21 protein-coding genes are annotated in these 25,051 nt (G+C 71.5%); 10 read left to right on the top strand and 11 right to left on the bottom strand.

Going from position 1 to position 25,051, the window contains the following annotated elements; genetic code table 11:
• Window positions 1-89 precede the first annotated feature (89 nt).
• The gene (locus A0130_08760) at window positions 90-3,503 is read left to right on the top strand and encodes a hydrogenase expression protein (protein ANF31749.1); all 3,414 of its coding nucleotides are present in this window, start codon (window positions 90-92) and stop codon (window positions 3,501-3,503) included.
• Between the two features lie 86 nt (window positions 3,504-3,589).
• A complete protein-coding gene (locus A0130_08755) occupies window positions 3,590-4,486 on the top strand; it encodes a formimidoylglutamase (protein ANF31748.1) in 897 nt (298 codons plus the stop codon).
• 96 nt (window positions 4,487-4,582) lie between these two features.
• Here A0130_08755 and A0130_08750 read toward each other — a convergent pair whose 3' ends face one another.
• The 3 genes from A0130_08750 to A0130_08740 all read right to left on the bottom strand — a co-directional run bounded on the left by A0130_08750 (window position 4,583) and on the right by A0130_08740 (window position 9,037).
• Complete coding sequence (locus tag A0130_08750) at window positions 4,583-5,740, bottom strand: imidazolonepropionase (protein ANF31747.1); 1,158 nt, start codon at window positions 5,738-5,740, stop codon at window positions 4,583-4,585.
• On the bottom strand, window positions 5,737-7,407 hold the full coding sequence (locus A0130_08745) for a urocanate hydratase (protein ANF31746.1): 1,671 nt from the start codon (window positions 7,405-7,407) through the stop codon (window positions 5,737-5,739). The genes A0130_08750 and A0130_08745 overlap by 4 nt, the downstream gene beginning before the upstream one ends.
• Before the next feature lie 97 nt (window positions 7,408-7,504).
• Window positions 7,505-9,037, bottom strand: coding sequence for a histidine ammonia-lyase (locus tag A0130_08740; GenBank protein ID ANF31745.1), 1,533 nt, complete (start codon window positions 9,035-9,037; stop codon window positions 7,505-7,507).
• A gap of 92 nt (window positions 9,038-9,129) precedes the next feature.
• Here A0130_08740 and A0130_08735 point away from each other — a divergent pair, with 92 nt between their 5' ends.
• Window positions 9,130-9,888, top strand: coding sequence for an IclR family transcriptional regulator (locus A0130_08735; GenBank protein ANF31744.1), 759 nt, complete (start codon window positions 9,130-9,132; stop codon window positions 9,886-9,888).
• Between the two features lie 24 nt (window positions 9,889-9,912).
• On the opposite strand, the gene A0130_08730 is transcribed toward A0130_08735, so the two are convergent.
• The gene (locus A0130_08730; GenBank protein ID ANF33361.1) at window positions 9,913-10,488 is read right to left on the bottom strand and encodes a DNA starvation/stationary phase protection protein; all 576 of its coding nucleotides are present in this window, start codon (window positions 10,486-10,488) and stop codon (window positions 9,913-9,915) included.
• Between the two features lie 179 nt (window positions 10,489-10,667).
• Between A0130_08730 and A0130_08725 the strand changes: the two genes are divergently transcribed.
• Window positions 10,668-11,135: a heat-shock protein Hsp20 gene (locus tag A0130_08725; GenBank protein ANF31743.1), complete on the top strand. Its 468-nt coding sequence runs from the start codon at window positions 10,668-10,670 to the stop codon at window positions 11,133-11,135.
• Window positions 11,136-11,157: 22 nt separating this feature from the next.
• Here A0130_08725 and A0130_08720 read toward each other — a convergent pair whose 3' ends face one another.
• Window positions 11,158-11,598: a polyketide cyclase gene (locus A0130_08720; GenBank protein ANF31742.1), complete on the bottom strand. Its 441-nt coding sequence runs from the start codon at window positions 11,596-11,598 to the stop codon at window positions 11,158-11,160.
• 2 nt (window positions 11,599-11,600) lie between these two features.
• A complete protein-coding gene (locus A0130_08715) occupies window positions 11,601-13,145 on the bottom strand; it encodes a dehydrogenase (protein ANF31741.1) in 1,545 nt (514 codons plus the stop codon).
• Between the two features lie 266 nt (window positions 13,146-13,411).
• Between A0130_08715 and A0130_08710 the strand changes: the two genes are divergently transcribed.
• Window positions 13,412-15,493, top strand: coding sequence for an RNA helicase (locus tag A0130_08710; GenBank protein ANF31740.1), 2,082 nt, complete (start codon window positions 13,412-13,414; stop codon window positions 15,491-15,493).
• Window positions 15,494-15,567: 74 nt separating this feature from the next.
• Here the strand turns inward: A0130_08710 and A0130_08705 are convergent, their stop codons facing one another.
• Window positions 15,568-15,999, bottom strand: a complete 432-nt coding sequence (locus A0130_08705; protein ANF33360.1) for a MarR family transcriptional regulator — start codon at window positions 15,997-15,999, stop codon at window positions 15,568-15,570.
• Between the two features lie 297 nt (window positions 16,000-16,296).
• Between A0130_08705 and A0130_08700 the strand changes: the two genes are divergently transcribed.
• On the top strand, window positions 16,297-17,670 hold the full coding sequence (locus A0130_08700) for a succinate-semialdehyde dehydrogenase (GenBank protein ID ANF31739.1): 1,374 nt from the start codon (window positions 16,297-16,299) through the stop codon (window positions 17,668-17,670).
• Window positions 17,671-17,802: 132 nt separating this feature from the next.
• Window positions 17,803-18,135: an ATP-dependent DNA ligase gene (locus A0130_08695; GenBank protein ID ANF31738.1), complete on the top strand. Its 333-nt coding sequence runs from the start codon at window positions 17,803-17,805 to the stop codon at window positions 18,133-18,135.
• 10 nt (window positions 18,136-18,145) lie between these two features.
• On the opposite strand, the gene A0130_08690 is transcribed toward A0130_08695, so the two are convergent.
• A complete protein-coding gene (locus A0130_08690) occupies window positions 18,146-19,021 on the bottom strand; it encodes a phosphotransferase (protein ID ANF31737.1) in 876 nt (291 codons plus the stop codon).
• Between the two features lie 139 nt (window positions 19,022-19,160).
• On the opposite strand from A0130_08690, the gene A0130_08685 reads away from it, so the two are divergent.
• A complete protein-coding gene (locus A0130_08685) occupies window positions 19,161-20,549 on the top strand; it encodes a glutamate decarboxylase (protein ANF31736.1) in 1,389 nt (462 codons plus the stop codon).
• A gap of 76 nt (window positions 20,550-20,625) precedes the next feature.
• On the opposite strand, the gene A0130_08680 is transcribed toward A0130_08685, so the two are convergent.
• Window positions 20,626-20,880, bottom strand: coding sequence for a hypothetical protein (locus A0130_08680; GenBank protein ID ANF31735.1), 255 nt, complete (start codon window positions 20,878-20,880; stop codon window positions 20,626-20,628).
• A gap of 247 nt (window positions 20,881-21,127) precedes the next feature.
• The gene (locus A0130_08675) at window positions 21,128-21,619 is read right to left on the bottom strand and encodes a hypothetical protein (GenBank protein ID ANF31734.1); all 492 of its coding nucleotides are present in this window, start codon (window positions 21,617-21,619) and stop codon (window positions 21,128-21,130) included.
• A 97-nt stretch (window positions 21,620-21,716) separates the two neighbouring features.
• On the opposite strand from A0130_08675, the gene A0130_08670 reads away from it, so the two are divergent.
• Together A0130_08670 and A0130_08665 are read left to right on the top strand one after the other, a co-directional pair.
• On the top strand, window positions 21,717-22,991 hold the full coding sequence (locus tag A0130_08670; protein ID ANF31733.1) for a hypothetical protein: 1,275 nt from the start codon (window positions 21,717-21,719) through the stop codon (window positions 22,989-22,991).
• A 95-nt stretch (window positions 22,992-23,086) separates the two neighbouring features.
• Entirely contained in the window at window positions 23,087-24,028 is a 942-nt protein-coding gene (locus tag A0130_08665; protein ID ANF31732.1) for a diacylglycerol kinase, read from the top strand.
• A 4-nt stretch (window positions 24,029-24,032) separates the two neighbouring features.
• Here the strand turns inward: A0130_08665 and A0130_08660 are convergent, their stop codons facing one another.
• Window positions 24,033-25,034, bottom strand: a complete 1,002-nt coding sequence (locus A0130_08660) for a type I glyceraldehyde-3-phosphate dehydrogenase (GenBank protein ANF31731.1) — start codon at window positions 25,032-25,034, stop codon at window positions 24,033-24,035.
• Window positions 25,035-25,051: the final 17 nt, after the last annotated feature.

Raw genomic sequence — 25,051 nt, 5'->3', positions numbered from 1 at the left:
TGAAGATGTCGCCCATCGGGTGCTGACATACTTCATCGTGCGCCACCGCTGCCGCGCGTCCTGTCAGTCCCATCCCTAAGGGGAAACCCGTGCATTACCTCGCCGTTCTCAGCATGAAGAACCGCGCCCTGATCGCGCTCGTGACGATCGTCGCCGCGGTCTTCGGCGGCCTCGCGCTGAACAACCTCAAGCAGGAGCTCGTCCCATCGATCTCCTTCCCGCAGCTCGTCGTGCTCTCCAGCTACCCGGGCGCATCGCCGGAGGTCGTCAACAACGACGTGAGCACCCCGGTGGAGGCGGCGATCCAGGGCGTGCCGAACCTCGACAGCACCTCGGCGGTCAGCAGCACCAACCAGTCGATCATCACCGCGAAGTTCACCTACGGGACCGACCTGGCGACGGCGGAGCAGAAGATCGACCAGGCGATCAACCGCATCAAGTCGGGCCTGCCGTCCGGTGTCGAGCCGCAGGTGCTGTCCGGCAGCATCGACGACCTCCCGGTCGTGCAGCTCGCCGTCTCGTCCTCGGGCGACCAGCGGACGCTCGCGAACGACATCACGAAGCTCGCCCTCCCGGACATCAAAGACCTGAAGGGCGTCAACGACGCCCAGCTCGTCGGTGAGGTCGGGCGTCGCATCACGATCACGCCGGACCCGGCGAAGCTGGCCGCGGCGGGAGTGAGCTCGTCGGCGATCAAGGACGCGCTGCAGCAGAGCGGCGTCCTCATCCCGGGCGGGTCGATCACCGAGGACGGCAAGACGCTGTCGATCCAGTCCGGGCAGCAGCTGAAGTCGGTGGATGACATCGCCGCGTTGCCGCTGGTGCGGTCGGCGTCGGGGGGCGGTTCCTCCGCGTCGGCTGGAGCTTCGGGCGCCGCTGCAGGAGCACGTGGAGCCGGTGCGGCGGCGGGCGGCGCCGGCGGCGCTGCCGGGTCCGTCGCCAACGCGCCCGTCGTCCTCGCGGGCGCGCCCCCGACCATCGGCTCCGTCGCAACCGTCGCCGAGACGGACGACCCGATCACCTCCCTCTCGCGCGTCAACGGCGAGCCGGCGCTGACGATCGCCGTGACGAAGCTGCCGTCGGCGAACACCGTCGAGGTCTCGCACGAGGTCACCAACCTCATCCCGGACCTCGAGAAGAAGCTGGGTTCGGACGCGAAGATCACCGTCGTCTTCGACCAGGCGCCGTTCATCACCCAGTCGATCAACTCCCTCGCCGAGGAGGGCCTGCTCGGCCTCGCCATGGCCGTCATCGTCATCCTCGTGTTCCTGCTGTCGGTGCGGGCGACTCTGGTGACGATCGTGTCCATCCCGACCAGCGTGCTCATCACGTTCGTCGTCATGTGGGCGACCGGCTACACGCTCAACATCATCACGCTCGGCGCGCTCACGATCGCGATCGGACGTGTCGTCGACGACTCCATCGTCGTCATCGAGAACATCAGGAGACAGCTCGTGCCCGGCGTCGATCGCGCCGTCACGATCGTCAAGGCCGTCCGCGAGGTGGCCGGAGCGATCACGGCGTCGACCATCACGACGGTGGCGGTGTTCCTGCCGCTCGCCTTCGTCGGCGACGTCACCGGCGAGCTGTTCCGCCCGTTCGCGCTGACCGTCACCATCGCCCTGCTGTCGTCGCTGCTCGTCGCCCTCACGATCGTGCCGGTGCTCGCGTACTGGTTCCTGCGTGCGCCCAAGGTGCACAAGCACGAGGGTGCGAACCAGTCGGCGACCGACGCCTCGCACCTGTCCGTCGACGAGGCGGCCGCTGCCGGCGTGGACGAGCTCGAGCACCCGTCGCGTCTGCAGGCCGGCTACCTGCCGATCATCCGATGGACCCTGAAGCACTCGTGGGTGACCGTGGTGGCGGCCGCGCTGGTGCTCGTGCTCACGTTCTTCGCGTTCCCGTTCGTGAAGACGAACTTCCTCGGATCCAGCGGACAGAACTCCCTCACGGTCACCCAGACCCTCGACCCGGGCGCAAGCCTCCAGGCGAAGGACGACGCGGCGAAGGTGGTCGAGCAGAAGCTGATCGACACGAAGGGCGTGAAGACCGTCCAGGTGTCGATCGGGTCGTCCGGCTCGTCGCTCCGGGACGCCTTCACCGGCGGCGGGGGCGGCACGACGTTCTCGATCACGACCGACCCGAACGCCGACCAGGCGAAGCTGCAGAGCACGATCCAGCACGAGATCGACGGCATCGAAGGCCAGGGGGAGCTCACCCTGTCCGCGTCGAGCGGCTTCGGCGGATCGTCCGACATCCAGGTCGACATCACCGCGAGCAACGACGGTGACCTGCAGAAGGCGACGGACTCCGTTCTCACGCAGTTGCAGACCAAGAAGTCGCTCTCCCAGGTGACCGACAATCTGTCCGCGTCGCTGCCGTACGTCGCCGTCGAGGTCGACCGCTCGAAGGCCGCCGCCGCGGGCCTGAGCGAGGTCGCCGTCGGCACGATCGTCTCGCAGGCGATGCAGCCGACGCAGGCCGGATCGGTCGCGATCGACAACACGACGCTCAAGATCTATCTGCAGTCGGAGAACCCGCCGACCACCGTCGCCGGCCTCGCGCAGCTGCCGATCCCGACCGCCACCGGCATCGTCCCGCTCGACACGCTGGCCTCGGTCACGGAGGTCAAGGGTCCCTCCACGGTCACCACCCAGCGCGGACTCCGGACCGCGAGCGTGACGGCGACCCCGGCGACCGACAACCTGACGACCGCGAACGCGGACGTCTCGGCTGCACTGAAGGCGGCCGACCTCCCCGAGGGCGCGACGGCGAAGATCGGCGGCGTCTCGGCGAACCAGTCCGACGCCTTCGGGCAGCTCGGAATCGCCCTTCTCGCGGCCATCCTCATCGTCTACATCGTCATGGTGGCGACGTTCCGCTCGCTGCTGCAGCCCATCCTGCTGCTCGTGTCCGTGCCCTTCGCGGCGACCGGCGCCATCCTGCTCCAGATCGCGTCGGGCATCCCGCTCGGGGTCGCCTCCATGATCGGTCTGCTGATGCTGATCGGAATCGTGGTGACGAACGCGATCGTGCTCATCGACCTGGTCAACCAATACCGCAGACGCGGGATGACCGTCGCGGATGCGGTCGCTCACGGCTCCTCGCGCCGACTCCGTCCGATCCTGATGACGGCGATCGCGACGATCGCCGCGCTGACGCCCATGGCGCTCGGTGTGACCGGCCACGGCGGGTTCATCTCGCAGCCGCTGGCGATCGTGGTGATCGGCGGACTGATCTCGTCCACCGTCCTGACGTTGGTCGTGCTGCCGACGCTGTACAACCTGGTGATCGGGCGACGCGAGCGGAAGGCGGCGCGCAAGGCGGCTCGGGCCGCCGCGGCCGGGGGCTCCGGTGATGGCCCGGGCGGCGACGCCCCGCGCGGACCGGATGACGGACCCCGCGGCGGCGGCTCCGGAGACGGAGGCTCGCCCGACGACGGCACGCCGGATGCGCCGCAGCCGCCGGTGTTCACCCGGCCCGCGGGCGGGTCGCAGATCTGACGCGCGACGGCCGGACGTCCGGGATCCCAGACGTCCGGCCGCGCGACGCCGCATCGCCGGCGACCGGCGCTGGTTAGGGTCGCGGTATGAGCGAGCACGGGCTGTCCGTCGATCCCCTCTGGCCGCGTGCGGGCGACTGGCCCGCGCTGGGCGAGGAGGACGTCGACCTGGCTCTGGTCGGCATCCCGACACATGAGACCTCGCTGTCCCCGACGGGCGCCCACCGGACGCCGACAGCGGTGAGAGCCGCGCTACGGCGGTACTCGGCGTTCGTGCCCGGCGCTGAGGTGGAGTCGCTGCGGTTCGCGGACGCCGGGGACGTGGTCGAGCCCGACGGTCCGGAGGGTCGGGAACGGGCCATCGCCGCCGTGGCGGACGCCGCGAACCGGTCCCGGCTGACCGTCGCAGTCGGCGGCGACAACTCGCTCACCGTCCCGGCCATGCTCGGCTCCGCGGGAGACGCGCTCGGCGCAGCAGGGCTCATCACGCTCGACGCCCACCACGATCTGCGGGACGGGCGCTCCAACGGCTCGCCGGTCCGCGAGCTGCTGGAGGCCGGCCTCGACGGCCGCCGCGTCGTGCAGGTGGGCATCGCCGACTTCGCCAACTCGGCCGCCTACGCGCTGCGGGCCCAGGAGCACGGCATCACCGTCATCACGCTCGACGCGCTGCGCGCCCGGACGATCGACGACGTCATGGCCGAGGCGCTGGACATCGCAGGCGCCGCGGGAGGTCCCATCCACGTGGACCTCGACGTCGACGTCTGCGACCGCTCCGTCGCCCCGGGGTGCCCGGCGTCCCTCCCCGGCGGCCTGGCTGCGTGGGAGCTGCGCCGCTTCGCGCGCTTGGCCGCCTCGTCCCCTCTGGTGCGGTCGTTCGACATCGCCGAGGTCGATGCGAGCGCCGACACCCCCGACCAGCGCACCGTCCGCCTCGCCGCGCTGCTCGTCCTCGAGGCCGCCGCCGGCCTCGCCTCCCGCTGACCCGCCTGAGTTTCCACCGTCGAGTCCGCGCAGAGTGCACGCGACACGCCGCGCGGCCGTGCACTCTTCGTGTACTCGATGGGGGCGGGCGGCCCGCTAGAGGGTGAGGGTGCGCTCGACGAGGGGGACGCCGGGGCGGTACGCGAGGTGGAGGTAGGAGGGGGCGCGCAGCACGACGAGGTCGGCGCGCGCCCCGACGCGCAGGTGCCCGACGTCGTCCCGCCGCAGGGCGGCCGCTCCGCCGAGCGTCGTCGCCCGCAACGCCTCCGCCGGCGTCAGTCCCATCTCGCGCACCGCGAGCGCGATGCAGAACGGCATCGACGAGGTGAACGACGAGCCGGGGTTGCAGTCGCTTGCGAGGGCGACCTTCGCGCCCACATCCAGCAGCCGCCGTCCCGACGGATAGGGATGCCGGGTCGAGAACTCGACGCCCGGGAGCAGGGTCGCAACGGTCCGGGAGGCGGCCAGCCGTTCCACGTCCTCATCGCGGAGGTAGGTGCAGTGGTCGACGCTCGCCGCATCCAGCTCCACGGCCAGCGCGACACCGTCACCGGGTCCGAGCTGGGCGGCGTGGAGGCGTACGCCCAGTCCGTGGGCGGCCCCCGCCTCAAGGATCCGCCGCGACTGCTCGACCGTGAAGGCGCCGGTCTCGCAGAACACATCGATCCACCGCGAGTGCGGCGCGCACGCGTCGAGCATCGAGCCGGTGACGAGATCGACGTAGGCGTCCGGATCCGTCGCGTACTCGGGAGGGACGACATGCGCCCCGAGGAAGGTCGTCTCGTCCGTGACCTCACGGGCGATCCGCAGCAGGCGCTCCTCGTCGGCGACGGTCAGCCCGTAGCCGCTCTTGATCTCGAAGGTCGTCGTCCCCTGGGCGCGCAGCTCGGCGACGAAGCCGACCAGCCGGGCGCGCAGCGCGTCGTCCGTGGCCGCACGCGTCGCCTCGACCGTGGACCGTATGCCGCCCGCGGTATACGGTCGTCCGGCCATCCGAGCCTCGAACTCCGCCGCCCGGTCGCCGCCGAACACCAGGTGGGTGTGCGAGTCCACGAACCCCGGAATGACCGCTGCGCCGTCCACATCCACGACGTCGTCGGCATCCGCCACGGGCGCGGACGCGGCGGGTCCCGTCCAGGCGACCCGGCCGTCGACGGCGAGCACGGCGGCGTCCGCCAGCGATCCCAGGGAGCCGGGATGCGCCGGATCGAACGTGACGAGCTCGCCGATCCCGGTGACGAGCGTCGCGGTCATCGTCGCGCGGCGCTCTGCTCGCGCATCGGGATGCGCAGGCCCCGCTCCTCGGCGACCTCAACCGCCCGCTCGTAGCCCGCATCCACGTGCCGCATCACGCCGGTGCCCGGGTCGTTGACGAGCACGCGCTCGATCTTCTCGGCGGCGAGCGGAGTGCCGTCCGCGACGACCACCTGGCCCGCGTGGATGCTGCGCCCGATCCCGACGCCGCCGCCGTGGTGGAGCGACACCCAGGTCGCGCCGGAGGCGGTGTTGAGGAGGGCGTTGAGCAGCGGCCAGTCGGCGATCGCGTCCGAGCCGTCGGCCATCGACTCGGTCTCGCGGTACGGCGACGCGACGGAGCCGGAGTCGAGGTGGTCACGGCCGATGACGACCGGCGCCGAGAGCTCGCCCGAGGCGACCATCTCGTTGAAGCGCAGTCCGGCGAGGTGGCGCTCCTTGTAGCCGAGCCAGCAGATCCGCGCGGGCAGGCCCTCGAAGTGCACCTTCTCGCCCGCCTGGGTGATCCACCGGCGCAGGTGCTCGTCCTCCGGGAACAGCTCCAGCACGGCGCGGTCCGTCGCCGCGATGTCGGCGGGGTCGCCGCTCAAGGCCGCCCAGCGGAACGGGCCCTTCCCCTCGGCGAAGAGCGGGCGGATGTACGCGGGCACGAAGCCGGGGAAGTCGAAGGCTCGCTGGTATCCCCCGAGCTGTGCCTCGGTGCGGATGGAGTTGCCGTAGTCGAAGACCTCGGCGCCGGCGTCCTGGAAGCCGACCATCGCCTCCACCTGCGCGGCCATCGACCGGCGGGCGTCCTCGGTGAAGCGCTCCGGGTCCGCGGCTGCGCGCTCGCGCCACGACTCCACGTCGTAGCCGACGGGCAGGTACGAGAGGGGATCGTGGGCGCTGGTCTGGTCGGTCACGATGTCGATGGGGACGCCGCGGCGCAGCAGCTCGGGGAACACCTCGGCGGCGTTGCCGACCACGCCGACCGAGAGCGCGCGGCCCTCGTCCTTGGCGGTCACGGCCTGGTACACCGCGTCGTCGAGGTCGTCGGCGAGCACATCGAGGTAGCCGTGGTCGACTCGCCGCTGCAGGCGCGTGCGGTCCACATCCACGATCAGGACGGCGCCGCCGTTCATCGTGACGGCGAGCGGCTGCGCCCCGCCCATGCCGCCGCACCCGCCGGTAAGGGTGAGGGTGCCGGCGAGCGAACCCTCGAACCGCTTGCGGGCGACCGCTCCGAACGTCTCGTAGGTGCCCTGCAGGATTCCCTGCGAGCCGATGTAGATCCAGGATCCGGCGGTCATCTGGCCGTACATGGTGAGGCCCAGCGCCTCCAGCCGGCGGAACTCGGGCCATGTCGCCCAGTCGCCGACGAGGTTGGAGTTGGCGATCAGCACCCGGGGCGCCCACTTGTGCGTGCGGAACACGCCGACCGGTTTGCCGGACTGCACGAGCAGCGTCTCGTCCGCCTCCAGGTCGCGGAGCGTGGCGACGATCGCGTCGAACGCCTCCCAGTTGCGGGCCGCGCGGCCGGTGCCGCCGTAGACGACGAGGTCGTCGGGTCGCTCGGCCACATCGGGGTCGAGGTTGTTCATCAGCATCCGCAGCGGCGCCTCGGTCTGCCAGCTCTTCGCGCTGAGCTCGGTGCCGCGCGCGGCGCGGACCGGTCGTGCTCCATCCATCGTGTGGTCCTTTCGTCTGCCGTCGAGCACAGGAAAAACGCTGCGACTCGGCCTCGAGGCGAGCATTTTTCCTGTGCTCGGCGGCTGGTGGGGCGGGTTAGGGGAGGTCGGCGGCTCGGCGGAGTGCGCCGGAGGAGAGGAGGGCGTGGGCGGCCTCGATCTCGGGGGAGAGGTGACGGTCGGGACCCGGGCCGGGGACCGCGGTGCGCAGCGCGGCGATGACCGCGCCCGTGCGGGGGCCGGGCCGCAGCGGGGCGCGCAGGTCGGCACCGCGCGCGGCGGTCATGACCTCGATGGCGAGCACGCGGGCGAGACCGTCGAGGGCGCGGCGCAGCTTGCGCGCGGCCGCCCATCCCATCGACACGTGGTCCTCCTGCATGGCGGACGACGGGATGCTGTCGACCGACGCGGGCGCGGCGAGCCGCTTCAGCTCCGAGACGATGCCGGCGGCCGTGTACTGCGCGATCATCAGTCCCGAGTCGACGCCGACCTCGTGAGCGAGGAACGGGGGCAGCCCCTGGTTGCGGGCGGGGTCGAGGAAGCGGTCGGTGCGGCGCTCGGACATGCTCGCCACATCCGCCACCGCGATCGCCAGGAAGTCCAGGACGTACGCGACGGGCGCGCCGTGGAAGTTGCCGTTCGACTCGACCCGGCCGTCGAGCGTGAGCACGGGGTTGTCGACCGCCGACGCCAGCTCGCGCGACGCGACGAGCTCGGCGTGGGCGACGGTGTCGCGCGCGGCGCCGTGCACCTGCGGCGAGCAGCGCAGCGAGTAGGCGTCCTGGACGCGCGTGCACTCCGGGCCCTTGTGGCTGGCGACGATCGGAGAGCCGGCCAGCATCTCGCGGAGGTTCGCGGCCGAGACCGCCTGGCCGGCCTGCGGGCGCAGCCGCTGCAGGTCGTCGGCGAAGACGGCGTCGGTGCCGAGCAGCGCCTCGACGCTCATCGCGGCCGCGATGTCGGCGTCGGTGAGGAGTCCGTGGAGGTCGTGGACGGCGAGGGCGAGCATCCCGAGCATCCCGTCGGTGCCGTTGATGAGTGCCAGGCCCTCCTTCTCGGCGAGCACGACCGGCGCGATGCCCGCTGCGGCCAGGGCGTCGGAGGCGTCCACGAGCTCACCGTCGACGCGGACGCGGCCCTCGCCCATCGCCGCGAGGGCGCAGTGCGCGAGCGGCGCCAGGTCGCCGGAGCAACCGAGCGACCCGTACTCGTGGACGACCGGCGTGATCCCGGCGTTCAGCAGCGCCGCGTACGTCTCGACCGTCTCGGGACGGGCGCCCGTGCGTCCGGTCATCAACGTGGACAGGCGCAGCAGCATGAGCGCGCGCACCACCTCCCGCTCGACCTCCGGGCCCGACCCGGCGGCGTGAGACCGCACCAGGCTGGCCTGCAGCTGTGCTCGACGGTCGCCCGGGATGAAGGTGGTGGCGAGGGCGCCGAAGCCGGTGGAGATGCCGTAGTGCGGCTCGGTGTCGTCCGCGAGCGCCTCGACGATCGCGCGGGAGGCGGCGACGCCGTCGAGCGACTTGGCGTCGAGCTCGATGCGGGCGTCGTGCCGGGCGACGGCGACGACGTCGGCGATGGTCAGCGCGCCGGTGCCGACGGTGACGGAGGTCTGGGTCTGGAGCATGCTCCGATCCTCGCTCCGGGGGTGCTGTCCGCGCGTCGGCGGTACGCTGCTCAGTGTCCGGGATCCCAGACTCACCCGGCGAGGAGGTTGCCGTGAGCAAGGTGCCCGCCGCCGAGAACACGTTGCGCATCCTGGGCTACCTGGGCGCCCAGCGCGGACCGGTGCCCGCCGCCGCGATCGCCGCGTCCCTCGCGCTGCCGCGCTCGACCGTCTACCACCTGCTCACGGTCCTCGCGGAGCACGGCTTCGTGCTCCACTTCCCCGAGGCGAAGCGCTACGGACTGGGCGTCGCCGCGTACGAGCTGTCGAGCGGGTTCTCCCGGCAGCAGCCGCTCAGCCGCCTGGGGAGGCCGATCGTCGCGGCCCTGGTGGATGCGATCGGTGAGTCCGGCCACGTCGCCGTGCTGCACGGCCGCGACGTCGTCTACATCGTCGAAGAGCGCGCCCCGCGGAGACCGCGGCTGGTCACGGACGTGGGCGTCCGCCTCCCGGCGCACCTCACCGCGAGCGGTCGCGCCCTGCTGGCCACGCTCCCGCGGGAACAGCTGCGCGCGCTCTACCCGGACTCCGGCGCCTTCGAGGACCGGACCGGCTCGGGCCCGCACTCGTACGCCGAGCTGCGCCGCCTGGTGACCGAGGCGCGCGAGCGCGGCTACGCGACCGAGGACGGCGACGTGACGCCGGGATTCGCGTCCGTCGCCGTCTCGGTGCGCGACCACGCGGGCTGGCCGGCGGCCGGGATCGCCGTCACGTTCCCGCGCGAGAACGTCCCGCCGGAGCGCTGGGATGCGCTCGCCGCCCGGGTGCGCGAGACGGCGGCCGAGCTGTCCCGCCGGATCCGGGGGAGCTGATCGGCCGCCACCGCGAGCGGGCGGTCAGGCCCGGCTGGGCGTGCGGTTCTCCGCACTGACCATCCAGGCGTACTGCTCGAGCTTCTCGATGATCGCGTGCAGCAGGTCGGCCGAGGTCGGGTCCTCCTCGTCGACGTCGTCGTGAACGTCGCGCATCGTGCGCACGACCGCCTCGAGCCGCTCGGTGATCAGGTCGACCGTCTCCGCGGTGTCGACCTCGCCGTTCGGGAACTCGGGGAGGCTGGTCTGCTCGGCGACGGTGGCGGAGCGTCCGTCCGGGGTCGCGTGCAGGGCGCGGAGTCGCTCGGCGACGTCGTCGCTGAACTCGCGGGCCGTCTCGACGATCTCGTCGAGCTGCAGATGCAGGTCGCGGAAGTTGCGGCCGACGACGTTCCAGTGCGCCTGCTTGCCCTGGAGGTGGAGCTCGATCAGGTCGACGTGCACGCGCTGGAGGTTCTGCGCGAGCTCCGTCGACGCGACGAAGCCGTGCTCCGCGTGCTCGCGGCGGGTCGGGGCGACGCCGGCAGCGCTGGTGCGGCGGACGGCGGGGGTCTTCGGCTTCTTCGCGGTGCTCTTCGCCTTGGTGTCGGTTGCGGCCACGATGGGTTCCTTCCGGTCGATGGACGACACGCACGGTAGGCCGCGCGACCGGTGTCGGGAACCGCCTTGACAAGCCCGAAAAATACTTGGCACTCTCCATGGGAGAGTGCTAATATCGGTGGCCGAAAGGCGACAAGAACCGCCTCTCATCAGCTCAATTGAAGAAAGGGGTATATCTGATGGCCATGTCGTTCGATCCTTTCTCCCAGTTGGACCGGATCGCCCAGAGCGTGTTCGACACCAGCCGCCAGCCGCGCCTGATGCCGGTCGACCTCTTCCGTGAGGGCGACCGCTACATCCTGAACGCCGACCTCCCCGGCGCCGACCCGTCGTCGGTGGATGTGGACGTCGACGGCCACCTCCTCACGATCCGCGCGGTGCGCACGGCCGCCGACCGCGAAGGCGCCCGCTGGCTCGCGCAGGAGCGGCCCTACGGTGCGTACATGCGCCAGTTCACGATCGGCGACGACGTCGATCCGGACGGCATCACCGCGTCCTACGACAATGGCGTGCTGAGCGTCATGATCCCGGTCGCCGAGCGGGCGAAGCCGCGCAAGATCGCCGTCGAGTCGCGGCGCTCGGAGCACTCCGCCGAGACGATGCGGGTCGACGAGGCGCGCAGCGACACCCGGGCGGTCTCGTCGTAACCGGGTGACCCGGGGGCCGCCGTCAGTGTGCGGCGCGCCCCCGCGCCACCCACTCCAGCCGCCGCAGCGTCTCCGCGTTGCGGACGTGCAGCAGGGCGTCGGCGATGACGCCCGGGAGCCTGGTCACGATCCCGGTGTACGGGTACTCCTCGATGCGCACCAGGCAGCCGCCCCCGCGCGGCTTCACGTCGATGATCACGCGCTCGGTGCCGAAGGGTCGCGTCTTCGCCTCCAGGACCATCCGGCGGGGCGGGTCCCACTCGTCGATGCGCGTCTCGTCGTTGAGGACCAGCGGCCACACGCCGATCGAGTGGTGCAGGCGCGATCCTTGGGCGGGGTATCGGTCGTCCGCGGCGCGCAGGCGGGAGGCTCCGGCGACCCAGGTCGGGTACACCCACGGGTCGGCGAGGACGGCGAACACCTGCTCGGGCGTGCAGGCCATACGACGGACGTTGGCGGACATGTTCACGGCTCCGATGGGGTCGGGGGACGCAGCGCGTCCGGGATGAGCGGGGCGGACGCCGGGGCGGCCACCTGGTCGGGCGCGGGGGAGAGGTCGGGCATCCGCGTCATCCCGAACTCGTGCCGAAGGGCGCTCCGGGCGGCGTAGTAGCCGCCGAGGCCGTGGACGCCGGGGCCCGGAGTGACGGAAGCGGATGCCAGATAGAGGCCACGTCCGGGCATCCGCCACGGCTCGGAGGAGAGCACCGGACGCGCGACGAGCTGACGGAAGTCGGGGGCGCCGGCGGAGATGTCGCCGCCGATGTAGTTCGGGTTGTGCTGCTCCATCTGCACGGCGTTCATCGTGTTCGTGCCGATGATGAGGTCGCGGAAGCCGGGTGCGAACTGCTCGATGCGGCGGATGATGGCCTCCGTGCGGTCCTCCGTCGAGCCGCGCGGCACGTGCGTGTAGGCCCACAGCACGTGCTTGCCGGCGGGCGCTCGGGTCGCGTCGAACAGCGACGGCTGCGCGACCAGCACGTAGGGCGGGTCGCTCTCCCGGCCGCGCGCCACCGCGTTCTCCGAGCGCGCGGTCTGTGCGCGCGTGCCGCCGAGGTGGACGGTCGCCGTCTCGAACAGCTCGGGGTTGGTCCAGGGCACGGGTCCGGACAGAGCGAAGTCCGCCTTGAACACGCCGTTCCCGTCGCGGAACCGGGACACGCGGCGGAGGTACGACGCGGGGAGCCGGTCCTCGCCGAGCCGGACCGCATCCGCGACGTGCGTGTCGAACACGATCACCCGCGCATCCGGCAGCTCGGCCAGCGACGTGACCGGCGTGCTCGTGACGATCTCGCCTCCGTGCGCCTCGAAGTCGGCCGCCATGGCATCCGCGATCGCCCGGCTTCCGCCGATCGGGACCGGCCACCCGCGGGCGTGGGCGTGCACCGCGAGGGTGAGTCCGGCGGCCGCGCCGGCAAGACTGGGCAGCGGCAGGGTCGTGTGCGCGAACACGCCGGAGAGCAGCGCACCCGGCGCCTCGGTGCGGAACGGCAGATCCCACCAGGGACCGCCCTGTGCCAGCGCCGTCAGCCCGAATCGCGCGCCCACGAGGGGATGCCGCGGCACCTGCAGCAGCTCGGAGAGCGTGAACTGCGACACCGCGTCCGCGTCGCGCACCAGCGGGCCGAGGAGCGCGCGCCAGGCCGGCCCGTCGACGCCGAGCCCGTCGACAGTGCGGTCGAGGTCGAGGTACGCCATGGCGACCCGGCCGCCGTCCAGCGGGTTGCCGTACGAGGCCGTCGGCACCACGAACGGCACCCGGCGCTCGAGCTGGAACGTGCGGAAGAAGCCGGAGGCGAAGGCGAGGGGATGCACGGCCGAGCAGATGTCGTGCAGGAAGCCCGGCAGGGTCAGCTCCTCCGTCCGCAGGCCGCCGCCGATCGTCGCGTTGCGCTCGTACACCCGGACTCGCAGTCCGGCGCGCGCGAACGTCAGCGCGGCCGCGAGACCGTTCGGGCCCGACCCGATGACGATCGCATCGAGGCCGTCCGACGAGGTGGATGCGCTCATACCTCCCTGTATACCCCGCGGCCCCGCGCGGGCCGAGGGCGATGGGCAGCCCGTTCCCAGCATCCATCCGCTATCGTTGGGAGGTCGGCTCTTGACACCGCGCTCGTCGCGCGGATGGGTTTGTCAGTCAAGCGGGCCGGTTCTGCACCCGATCAGCGGTGCGGATCACACAATCGTGAACGGCCCCGGACACAGTTCGCCCGGGAAACATCCGGTGCGCTTCGGCGCGCCGCCGCGCACTCGAAAGCAACCCAGGAAGAACATCCATGCCCGGATACAACAACGACCGACGATCGCAGTCGTCTCGCGGCGGCGCCCCCAAGAGCGGTAGCCGCAGCCCCAAGCACCGCGGCTACCGCGCCGAGGAGCAGGGCGCGGCACCGAAGAAGGCTCGCTGGAGCACGGAGGACCGCGCCGCCCGGGGCCGCTCCGTCTACGGCAGCCGTGACGACAGCGCCGGCTCCGGCCGCGGCGCCTCGCGCGGGGAGCGCCCCAACTGGGAGCCCCGCGGCAAGGACGCGCGCCGCACCGAGCGCGAGTGGGAGGACCGCTCGCAGCGCCAGGAGCGCCCGCGCCGGTCGTACGACGACCGCCCGCGCCGCGACCAGGACGACCGTCCGCGCCGCTTCGACGAGCGCAGCGAGCGTCCGCGTCGCGAGTACGACGACCGTCCGCGCCGTCAGTTCGACGACCGGGCCGACCGTCCGCGTCGTGACGTCGGCGATCGCGCCGAGCGTCCGCGTCGCGAGTACGACGACCGTCCGCGCCGGCAGTTCGACGACCGCGCGGAGCGCCCTCGTCGCGACCAGGATGACCGTCCGCGCCGTCAGTTCGACGACCGGGCCGAGCGTCCGCGTCGCGACTTCGGCGACCGCCCGCGCCGTCAGTTCGACGACCGGGCCGACCGTCCGCGCCGGGAGTACGACGACCGTCCCCGCCGGGACTTCGGCGACCGTGCCGACCGTCCCCGCCGCGACTTCGGCGACCGCGTCGACCGCCCGCGCCGTGACGCCGACGATCGTCCCCGTCGCCAGTACGACGACCGCAGCGAGCGCCCGCGCCGTGACTCCTCCTTCTACCCCTCGCGCGACGAGAAGCCCGCGTTCGCCCCGACCGACGACGTCGTGCTCGAACGGCTCGAGGCGGAGGCCATCCAGGCGGAGGACGTCGAGGGCGTGACCTTCGCCGACCTCGGCCTCGGCGGCAACATCGTCCGCGCGCTCGCCGAGCTCGGCGCAGAGACCCCGTTCCCGATCCAGGCCGCCACCGCTCCGGATGTCCTGGCCGGCAAGGACGTGCTCGGCCGCGGTCGCACCGGTTCCGGTAAGACCATCGCCTTCGGCGCGCCCATGGTCGAGCGCCTGATGCAGCTGTGGGCCGAGTCCGGCAAGTCCGGCGGCAAGCGCCAGATGGGCCGCGCGCCGCGCGCACTCATCCTGGCCCCGACCCGCGAGCTGGCGCTCCAGATCGACCGCACCGTGCAGCCGATCGCCCGCAGCGTCGGCCTCTTCACGACGCAGATCTACGGCGGCGTGCCGCAGGGCCGCCAGGTGGGCGCGCTGCAGCGCGGCGTCGACATCGTGATCGGCACCCCCGGCCGTATCGAGGACCTCGTGGAGCAGGGCCGCCTCGACCTCAGCGAGGTCGCGATCACGGTCCTCGACGAGGCCGACCACATGTGCGACCTCGGCTTCCTCGAGCCGGTGCAGCGCATCCTGCGCCACACCGCCGAGGGCGGCCAGAAGCTGCTCTTCTCGGCGACGCTGGACTCGGGTGTCGCGCAGCTGGTCGACGAGTTCCTCGTCGAGCCGGCCGTGCACGAGGTGGCAGGGGAGGACCAGGCGTCCTCGACCATCGACCACCGCGTGCTCGTCATCGAGCACCGCGACAAGGGCGCCATCATCGAGCAGCTCGCCGACCGCGAGGGCAAGACCCTGGTCTTCGCCCGCACCCGCGCCTTCGCCGAGATGCTCGCCGACCAGCTGGAGGACGCCGGCATCCCCGCCGTCAGCCTGCACGGCGACCTCAACCAGTCGCGCCGCACGCGCAACCTGGAGAAGCTGACCAGCGGACGTGTCAACGTGCTGGTGGCGACCGACGTGGCCGCCCGCGGCATCCACGTGGACGACATCGACCTGGTTATCCAGGCGGACGCGCCGGACGAGTACAAGACGTATCTGCACCGCTCGGGCCGCACCGGCCGCGCCGGCAAGCAGGGCACCGTCGTCACGCTGATCCCGAAGCACCGCCAGCGCCGCATGAACGAGCTGCTCGGCCGCGCCGAGATCGAGGCCGACTTCGTCCCCGCCGCCCCCGGTGACGACGTGCTGCTGACGCTCGCGCAGTAAGGGGCTTCAGCCCTCCACCGGAAAGCCGTCCTCGACACGTGTGTGTCGGGGGCGGCTCTTCTGCGTCTGCCCTCTTACGCCTCTCGCCGCCCCGTCGGCAGCACCAGCGTGAACCGCCCGTCCTCGAACGGCTGCACCCCCGCCGCCGTCGCGAACGCCGCGAAGGCGCGGGCCGCGGCCTCGCGCTCGTCGTCGGGCATCGCGGCGAGCACCTCCGCGACCGCGTTGCGGCGGTGGGCGATGACCCGTTCCACCAGCCGCTCGCCCTCCTTCGTCAGCGTCAGTTTCACGTAGCGGCGGTCGGTCGGGTCCTCCTGGCGTTCGATCAGGCCGGCGCGGACCAGCTTCTCGCTCGTGCGGGTGGCGTTGGAGGGGTGAACGCCGAGTTCGGTTGCGACGTCGCCGGGATTCTGCGGTCCGCGCGTCGCGATGAAGACGAGCACGCGGAGCTGCGGCGAGGTGACGATGTGGTCGACCTCCATCACGGAGCGCGCGGCGACGTGCATCAGGAAGTCCGCCGCGCGGAGGGCAGCCTCGATCGGGTCCTCGTCGGTCACCCGTACTTTCTACCGCGGATGCGTTGCGAACCTGCAATACTTGCGCGGAATTGACGCCTCAGTCGCGGTCGTGAGCCAAGTGCAGCGCGTCCTTCACCCGCTCCACCCGGGGTCGGACGCATCCACGAGGCTGTACGACGTGTCGAGGAGGGGCAGGTGCCATGGACGACATGGCGATCCGCAACCCCCGCGGACCCCGTATTCTCGACACTGGGCCAGACCCGTTCAGCGAAGAAGAGGAGCGACATGAGCTACGCCGTGACCAACCCCGCCACCGGCGAGACGGTCAAGACCTTCGACACCATCAGCGACGAGGACCTGCAGGCGGCCATCGCCGCCGCCGACGGCGTCTTCCGCACCTGGTCGCGCTCGACCACCGTGCAGGAGCGCGCCGCGCTCATCCGCCGCGTCGGCGAGCTGCACGTCGAGCGCCGCCAGCAGCTGGCGGACATCATCGTTCTCGAGATGGGCAAGCCGGTCGAGCAGGCGCTCGCCGAGGTCGACTTCGCCGGTGCGATCTACGAGTACTACGCGGACCACGCGGACGAGTTCCTGAAGGACGAGCCGATCCAGCTGCTCGACGGCGACGGCTCCGCGGTCGTCCGCCGCTCGGCGCTCGGCGTTCTGCTGGGCATCATGCCGTGGAATTTCCCCTACTACCAGGTGGCCCGCTTCGCCGGACCGAACCTGGTCATCGGCAACACCATCCTGCTGAAGCACGCGGAGCAGTGCCCGGAGTCGGCCGCGGCCATCCAGCAGATCTTCCTCGACGCCGGCTTCCCCGAGGGCGCCTACGTCAACATCTACGCCAGCCACCCGCAGATCGAGACCGTGATCGCCGACCCGCGCGTCCAGGGCGTCTCGCTGACCGGCTCGGAGCGCGCCGGCGCGAAGGTCGCCGAGATCGCGGGCCGCAACCTCAAGAAGGTCGTGCTCGAGCTCGGCGGCTCGGACCCGTTCATCCTGCTCTCGACGGACGACCTGGATGCGGCCGTGCAGAACGCCGTGGACGCGCGCCTCGACAACTCGGGCCAGTCCTGCAACGCCGCGAAGCGGTTCGTCGTGATCGACGACCTGTACGACTCGTTCCTGTCGAAGTTCACCGAGAAGCTCGCGGAGGTGGAGGCGTCCGACCCGACCAGCGAGGACTCCGCCCTCGGCCCGCTCTCGTCGCTGAAGGCCGCGGAGAACCTCGACGAGCAGGTCAAGCGCGCGGTCGAGAACGGCGCGACCCTGGTGCGCGGCGGCGGCCGCAACGGCGCCTTCTTCGAGACGACCGTCCTCACCGACGTGACCCCGGAGAACCCGGCGTCGAAGGAGGAATTCTTCGGTCCCGTCGCGCAGGTGTTCCGCGCGAAGGACGAGGACGACGCGGTCCGCATCGCGAACGACACCCCGTTCGGCCTTGGCTCGTACCTGTACACGACCGACAAGGAGCAGGCGTCCCGCGTCGCGGACCGCATCGAGGCCGGCATGGTCTTCGTGAACGTGGTGCTCGCCGACGGCGCCGAGCTGCCGTTCGGCGGCGTGAAGCGCTCCGGCTCGGGCCGTGAGCTCGGCCGCTTCGGCGCCGACGAGTTCGTCAACAAGAAGCTCATCCGCGTGGGCAACGACTGGTAGGCAACCCCTGAAACGGAGGAGTCCGCGGCCCGTCCGGCCGCGGACTCCTCCGTTTTCGCGCATCCGGCGGCGCGTCGGCTCGGGACTCCTCCGCGCCGAGCGCGCCGCGGTACGGTGTCGGTGGAGGTCCCGATGGGTTTCATGGTCTACGACAGCAGCACGCAGATCTCGTTCGACGATCGGGTGCTGGCCCACCTCGAGGTGGTCATCGTCTCGAAGCTGCGGCGCAAGGAGTCCTTCGCGCTCAGCTGGCGGGAGTCGCCCGACAACGGAGACGGACGCACCACCGTCTGGATCGACCCCTCCATCCCGCTCCGGTTCCGCTACAACGGGTCCCGGCCGCCGGCGCTCGACCGCGAGTGGATCGAGCGTCTCGCCGCCGCCGCCGCCAGTTCCACCGGCCTGATCGCGGTCGACGAGGACGGCCAGCAGGCGGTCGGCAGCACGCACGAGCGCGGCCTCTAGCCGAGACCGCCTACTCCTCGATCTGCTGGAGGGTGTGCCGGGCCAGCGAGGCCATCCGCGGGTTGTCGTCGGAGGCCGTCGCGAGGGCCGAGGCCATCGCCACCGCCCAGCCGCGGGCGCGCAGCCAGGTGGCGGCATCCGGCGCAGCGGGCAGCGACTTCCGGAACGCCTCCCGCGCGTCACCGTCGAAGGTGAGCCACGCGGTCGCCAGGTCGGTGGCGGGGTCGCCCGAGGTGACGTCGCCGAAGTCGAGGACGGCCGCGAGTCCGCCGTCGTCGGAGAGCAGCAGGTTGCCGGGATGCAGGTCCCCGTGCAGCAGGAGCGGCGGCCCGTCCCAGGCCGGCGCGTCGAGCGCCTCGCGCCAGGCCTGCTCGAGGTGGGCCACCTCCATTCGGCCCGAGAGCGACCGCAGCCTCAGCGCGACGGCGTCGTGCCGGGAGGAGAGCGGGACTCCGCGCACGGGGTTCCGCGGCGCGCCCGGTGCGGGCACCGCCAGCTCGCCGATGAAGCGCGCGAGCGGATCGGCCAGCCCGGCGCGCGCCTGCGCGTCCACGGACGCGCCGTCGGTGCCGTCGAACCATTCGACGATGCTCCACGGCCAGGGGAACGTCTCCGACGGGACCCCGACCCAGAGCGGGACGGGGACGGGCACGGATACGCGCGCGGCGATGCCCGGAAGGAGCTGCTGCTCGTGCTCGATCAGGTGCGCCGCCACCTCGCGGCGCGGCACGCGGACGGCGAGACGGTCGCCGAGCCGGTAGAGCTGGTTGTCCCAGCCGTCGGACACGAGGCGGAGCGGTGCGCGGAGATCGGGATGCTGCTCGGCCACCAGCTGCTCGACCAGGGCTGCGTCGGTGCGGATGTCCGCGGCGGGTGTGTCGCTCACTGCTCGAACGTAGCAGAATGAGCGTCATGGCGGTCGTGAACGCTGTAAAGTGTCGCTACAGCCGCCAATGCGCAATAATCGTGCGCTGAGTGCCAAACGCATGCTCGTTCGGTGTGAAAGCATTGCGGTCGGAGGAAGCATGACCCAGACCCAGAAACCCGCCGCCCAGCTGCACGAGCGGATGCACGCCGTCACCCCCGAGACCCGGGAGCTCGTCGATCTCGTCCTCGACTACTCGCGCCGTCGCATCCTGAGCGAGGACACCCCGCTCGACAAGCCGCTTCCGGAGTTCGAGCTGCGCCGGCTGGCCGGGCAGACCGTGTCGGAGACCGGCATCGGCGCCGAGCGCGCCCTGGCGTTGTTCGAGCACGTCCTCGCGCCGGCCTGCATCACGACGGACCACCCGCGATACCTCTCCTTCATCCCCACCGCGCCGACCAAGGCCGCCACCGCCTTCGATCTGGTCGTCTCGGCCAGCGCGGTCTACGGCGGGTCGTGGCTGGAGGGCTCGGGCGCCGTCTACGCCGAGAACCAGGTGCTCTCCTGGCTGGCCGCGGAGTTCGGACTCCCGTCGACCGCCGGAGGCGTGTTCGTGCAAGGCGGGACGCTGGGCAACCTGTCCGCGCTGGTGGCCGCCAGGGACGCGGCGCGCACCGAGCGCGGCAACCCGGCCGGGCGCTGGGTGATCGTCTGCAGCTCGGAGGCGCACTCGTCGGTCTCCTCGGCCGCCCGGGTGATGGATGTGGATGTCGTCGCCGTCTCGCCTGGCGAGTCCGGGGTCCTGACCGGCGAAGCCGTCCGTCCGGCGCTGGAGGAGTACGGGGACGCGGTGTTCGCGGTCGTGGCGACCGGCGGCTCCACCAACTTCGGCATCGTCGACGACATCGCGTCGGTCGCGGCCCTCAAGTCGGAGTTCTCATTCTGGCTGCACGTCGACGGCGCCTACGGCCTGGCGGGGATGCTGTCCCCGCTCGCCCGGCACCGCTTCGCCGGTGTCGAGCACGCCGACTCGGTGATCGTCGACCCGCACAAGTGGCTGTTCGCGCCGTTCGACGCGTGCGCGCTGATCTACCGCGACCCCGAGGCGGGTCGTCGCGCCCACACGCAGCACGCGGAGTACCTCGACACTCTGACCGAGAACGCCGAGTGGAGCCCGTCGGACTACGCGGCGCACCTGACGCGGCGTGCCCGTGGACTCCCGTTCTGGTTCTCGCTCGCCTCGCACGGCGCGGCGGCCTACCGCGAGGCGGTGACGGCATCCATCCGCCTGGCGGGCCAGATCGCCGACGAGATCGAGCGGCGCGACGGGTTCCGGCTCGTGCGGCACCCGCAGCTGTCGGTGGTCGTGTTCGAGCGCGAGGGATGGACCAAGGAGGACTACGCGGTCTGGTCCGCCCGGCTCCTGGAGGACCAGCGCGCGTTCGTCACCCCGAGCTCCCACGCGGGCCGGCCGAACACGCGCTTCGCCGTGCTCAACCCGCTGACGACCTTCGACGACCTGGTCGGCATCCTCGACACCATGGAGTGATCCCTCCCCCGTGGACAGACGAAGACCCCGTGCCGAGTGGCACGGGGTCTTCGCCCATCCGAGAGGGAAAGAGGTGTCAGACGATGTCGTCCGACTCGCCCGTCCGGCGCGTCACGCGCTCGCCCGTCGCAGGATCGACGGCCGTGCGGGTGGTGGCGACGGAGGTGCGACGCCGGGTGAGAAGCACGATCCCGATGATGATGCCGATGACGCCGGCCACCATCAGGATGTAGCCCACCAGGTGCAGGTCGATCCAGCCGACCTGGATGTTCAGGGCGAACGCGAGGATCGCGCCCACCACGACGAGGAAGATCCCTGCGCCGAGGCTCATGGCCGCCTCCTGCCTAGACCCGTCGGCTTCCGGTGAGGAGTCGCACCAGCCAGACGATCACGGCGAGGACGAGCAGGATGATGCCCACCCACAGGAGGAAGTTCAGGGACTGAACGAAGCCACCCGTGAGCAGCAGGATGATCGCGATGATCGCGATGATGATGAGCAGGATGTTCATGGAGAAGTGTCCTTTCCTTGACGCACTCCAGCCAACAACTGCTTCAATTGCCTAGCAATCCCCTTGACTTCAGGTGCGTTTCGGCCTAGCCGACCGTTCGGACGCGATCCGATCGACCGTTTCACGCATCTTGGTCAGGAAGCGCGTGACCGTCTCCGCCTCATCGGGACTGAGCTCTGCGGTCGCGGCGGCGATCTGCTCCTGCGCGGCGGCAAGCAGGGGGCCGGTGTCGCCGAGCGCGGCGCGGGTCGGCACCAGCTCGATCGATCGTTTGTCGATGCGGCTGGGCTTGCGCTCGACGAAGCCGCTCTTCGCCAGCCGGTCGATCAGCAGCGTGGTCGAGGCGCTTGAGACGCCGAGGTAGGCGCTGACGTCCTTGGCGAACGTTGGTCTCCCGAGCGCGGTGTTGTCGAGGATGAGACGGAGCGCCAGCAGGTCGTTCTCGCCGATGCCCATGGCCGCGCCGGTGCGCCTGCGCATGGCCGCTTCGGCTGCACGGTAGACCTGTAGCGCCTCCAGAACGCCCGTGTCGGGCGGAGTCGCTTCCGGTTCGTGCTTCACCTCACCCAGTGATGCCCCATCCGGCCCCGTATTCAATAGTGGTGTACCCGACTGTCGGCGGATTCACGGACAGCCCGTGTGCGCGTATGCTCGCGCGGTGGACGACAGAGTGCTCCTGGAGCGGTACGAACTGCACGACCGACTGGGTCGCGGCGGCATGGCGACCGTCTACCGGGCGACCGACCTGCGGCTTGACCGCGAGGTCGCGGTCAAGCTGTTCGCCCCCGGGACCGCGGTCGAGGATGCGCGCCGGCACACCGAGGCCACCATGCTCGCCCGGCTGAGCCACCCGCACCTCGTCGCCCTCCACGACGCGCACCTCGCCGCCGACGGGGATGCGACCCCGAGCTTCCTCGTCATGGAGTTGGTGGACGGCGAGGACCTCCGCAGCCGCCTGAAGCGCGGCCCGCTTCCGGCGGACGAGGCCGTCGAGGTGACGGCCGGCATCGCCGAGGCGCTCGTCGTCGTGCATGAGGCGGGGATGGTGCACCGCGACCTGAAGCCGGGCAACATCCTGCTCGCCGACTCCAGCGTCCCGGGCGGGCGCCCGGTTGTGAAGCTTGCCGATTTCGGCATCGCCCACCTGGTCGGCTCGGAGCGGATCACCACGATCGGCACCGTCATCGGCACGGCAGGCTACCTCAGCCCGGAGCAGGTGTTCGGCGGCGAGCCGGGCCCTGCGGCCGACATCTACTCGCTCGGGCTGCTGACTCTCGAGACGCTCACCGGCGTGCGCGAGTACCCCGGGACCCCGGTGGAGGCGGTGGCCGCGCGTGCGGCGCGCGACCCGCGCATCCCGGCCTCGCTACCCGAGGACTGGCGCGGTCTTCTCGCTGCGATGACCGCCCGGGATCCGGCGCTGCGGCCGACCGCGCTGGAGGTCGCCGTGATGGCGCGAGAGCTCGCGCCACAGCTGGCGGGATGGGTCCCACAGGCCCCGGAGGACGTCGCGACGCAGGGGATGACCGGTCCGGCGGCGGCAGCGGCGGATCCGACCCGCATCCTCCCGGCCCGCCGCGCGATGCGCGACACGAAGTCGACGCGACGCCGTCGCGGGATCGTCGCGACCGGCGCGGTCGCCGGCTCGATCCTGGTGGTCGCCGCGACTCTCACCCTCGGGAGCATGGTCGCGCCGGCGTCGGAGGAGCCGCAGTCGGTCCCCACCACGCCGCGGCCGACCCCGAGCGTGCAGGCACCGCCCACGACCGTCGCACCCGCCGTCGCGCCGACGACACCGGCGCCGCAACAGGAGGCGCCGCAGCAGGTGGCGCCGGCTCCCGCGCCCGTCCAGCCAGCGCCGGGCGGCGGGAACCCGAACAAGGGGCCGGGGAAGAACAACGGCAACGGCAAGGGCGGCGGCAAAGGCAAGTGACGGACGGGTGCTCGCACCCGTCCCGCTTACGCACCCGCGACTTCCCCGGTACTGTCCCCGGTATGCCCGAGCAACCGAGGACCGCAGCAATCGTCGTGAACCCGGTGAAGGTCGATGAGCCCGCGTTGCGCGAGGCACTGGCCGCCGCCGAGAAGCGATGGGGGTGGAACGAGACGCTATGGCTCGAGACCACCGAGGACGACCCGGGCAGCGGGCAGACGAAGGAAGCCCTCGAGAAGGGCGTCGACGTCGTCATCGCGGCGGGCGGCGATGGTACGGTGCGGACCGTGGCCGAGGAGCTGCGCGGCACCGGCACGCCCATCGCGCTGCTGCCCTCCGGCACGGGCAACCTGCTCGCCCGCAACCTGAACCTCACGCTGGACGACATCGAGAACGCGCTCGACTCCGCGTTCGACGGGGACGACCGGACCATCGACGTCGGCGTGATCGAGCTGCGTGACGGGAGCGGCCCGACGCGCAAGCACTCGTACCTCGTCATGGCCGGGGTGGGCATCGACGCCCAGATGATCGCCGCCACCGACGACGACCTCAAGGCGCGTCACGGCTGGCTCGCCTACGTGAAGGCGATCAGCAAGGTGCTTCGCGACAAGAACGAGCTGCGGCTGCGCTATCAGCTGGATGACAAGGGCGTGCGGTCCGTGCGCGCCCACACCGTCCTGATCGGCAACTGCGGGTCGCTGCCCGCAAACATCCTGCTGCTCCCCGAAGCCGCGGTCGACGACGGCGAGTTCGACATCGTCGTGCTGCGGCCGGAGGGATTCGTGGGCTGGGTGCAGATCGCCGTCAAGATCTTCTGGGAGAACGGCGTGCTCCGCCGCACGACCGTCGGGCGGCGGCTCATGGGAGCCGACAAGGAGGTGCGCGCGATGAACTACCTCAAAGGCCGGGAGTTCGTCATGCGCCTCAACCGTCCGCAGGAGGTGGACCTGGACGGCGACCTGTTCGGCCGCGCATCCGCCCTCCGCACGTGGGTCGACCCGTCCAGCCTCACCGTGAAGGTGCCGAAAGAGGCCTGAGTCCTCAGACCGCCTCGGCCAGCAGCTCCAGCGTGTCGACGACGCGGTTGGAGAAGCCCCACTCGTTGTCGTACCAGGCGACGACCTTGATGTGGCGCCCGTCCACCCGCGTGAGCGCGGCGTCGAAGATCGACGATGCCGGCTGCCCGGTGATGTCGCTCGAGACGAGTGGCGCGTCGGCGTACTCGAGGATGCCGCGGAGTGCGCCGTCCGCCGCCTCGCGGTAGGCGGCGAGCACCTCGTCACGGGTGACGTCGCGCGACACCGTCGTGTTGAGCTCCACGATGGAGCCGACCGGCACGGGCACGCGGATGGAGTCGCCCGAGAGCTTGCCGTCGAGCTGCGGCAGGACCAGCCCGATCGCCTTCGCGGCGCCGGTGGTCGTCGGCACGATGTTGACGGCGGCGGCGCGGGCGCGGCGGAGGTCGCGGTGGGGGCCGTCCTGGAGGTTCTGCTCCTGCGTGTACGCGTGCACGGTCGTCATGAAGCCGTGCTCGATGCCGGCGAGGTCGTCCAGCACCTTCGCCAGCGGCGCGAGCGCGTTCGTGGTGCACGAGGCGTTGGAGACGATGAGGTGGTTCTCCGGGTCGAACGCGTCGGTGTTGACGCCGAAGGCGAGTGTGACGTCGGCGCCGTCGGCGGGGGCGCTGACGAGCACCCGCTTGGCGCCTGCCGTCAGGTGCCCGCGGGCGGCATCGGCGGAGGTGAAGCGTCCGGTGGACTCGAGCACCACATCCACGCCCAGTTCGGCCCAGGGCAGGTCGGCGGGCTCGCGCTCGGCGAGGACGCGGATGCGGCGGCCGTCCACGACGAGCGTGTCGCCGTCGACCTCGACGGTGCGGCCGAGGCGGCCGAGGGAGCTGTCGTAGGCGAGCAGGTGGGCGAGAGTGGCGGGGGCGGTGAGGTCGTTGACGGCGACGACCTCGAGGTCGGAGTCGCGCTCGAGAAGGGCGCGGAGGGTGTTGCGGCCGATGCGGCCGAATCCGTTGATGGCGATGCGGGTCATGGTGTTCCTTTCGTGTG

Origin of the sequence: Leifsonia xyli, from assembly GCA_001647635.1 — a bacterium.
GTDB classification, from domain to species: Bacteria; Actinomycetota; Actinomycetes; order Actinomycetales; family Microbacteriaceae; genus Leifsonia; species Leifsonia xyli_A.
The sequence above is the reverse complement of the archived record's forward strand: the minus strand, read 5'-3'. Positions and strand labels throughout refer to the sequence as shown.

Excerpts from the sequence above, each read along its gene's own strand:
- A0130_08755 (ANF31748.1), top strand. The coding sequence starts at position 3,590 with ATGAGCGAGCACGGGCTGTCCGTCGATCCCCTCTGGCCGCGTGCGGGC.
- A0130_08750 (ANF31747.1), bottom strand. The coding sequence starts at position 5,740 with ATGACCGCGACGCTCGTCACCGGGATCGGCGAGCTCGTCACGTTCGAT.
- A0130_08745 (ANF31746.1), bottom strand. The coding sequence starts at position 7,407 with ATGGATGGAGCACGACCGGTCCGCGCCGCGCGCGGCACCGAGCTCAGC.
- A0130_08740 (ANF31745.1), bottom strand. The coding sequence starts at position 9,037 with ATGCTCCAGACCCAGACCTCCGTCACCGTCGGCACCGGCGCGCTGACC.
- A0130_08725 (ANF31743.1), top strand. The coding sequence starts at position 10,668 with ATGGCCATGTCGTTCGATCCTTTCTCCCAGTTGGACCGGATCGCCCAG.
- A0130_08720 (ANF31742.1), bottom strand. The coding sequence starts at position 11,598 with ATGTCCGCCAACGTCCGTCGTATGGCCTGCACGCCCGAGCAGGTGTTC.
- A0130_08715 (ANF31741.1), bottom strand. The coding sequence starts at position 13,145 with ATGAGCGCATCCACCTCGTCGGACGGCCTCGATGCGATCGTCATCGGG.
- A0130_08710 (ANF31740.1), top strand. The coding sequence starts at position 13,412 with ATGCCCGGATACAACAACGACCGACGATCGCAGTCGTCTCGCGGCGGC.
- A0130_08705 (ANF33360.1), bottom strand. The coding sequence starts at position 15,999 with ATGCACGTCGCCGCGCGCTCCGTGATGGAGGTCGACCACATCGTCACC.
- A0130_08700 (ANF31739.1), top strand. The coding sequence starts at position 16,297 with ATGAGCTACGCCGTGACCAACCCCGCCACCGGCGAGACGGTCAAGACC.
- A0130_08695 (ANF31738.1), top strand. The coding sequence starts at position 17,803 with ATGGGTTTCATGGTCTACGACAGCAGCACGCAGATCTCGTTCGACGAT.
- A0130_08685 (ANF31736.1), top strand. The coding sequence starts at position 19,161 with ATGACCCAGACCCAGAAACCCGCCGCCCAGCTGCACGAGCGGATGCAC.
- A0130_08680 (ANF31735.1), bottom strand. The coding sequence starts at position 20,880 with ATGAGCCTCGGCGCAGGGATCTTCCTCGTCGTGGTGGGCGCGATCCTC.
- A0130_08660 (ANF31731.1), bottom strand. The coding sequence starts at position 25,034 with ATGACCCGCATCGCCATCAACGGATTCGGCCGCATCGGCCGCAACACC.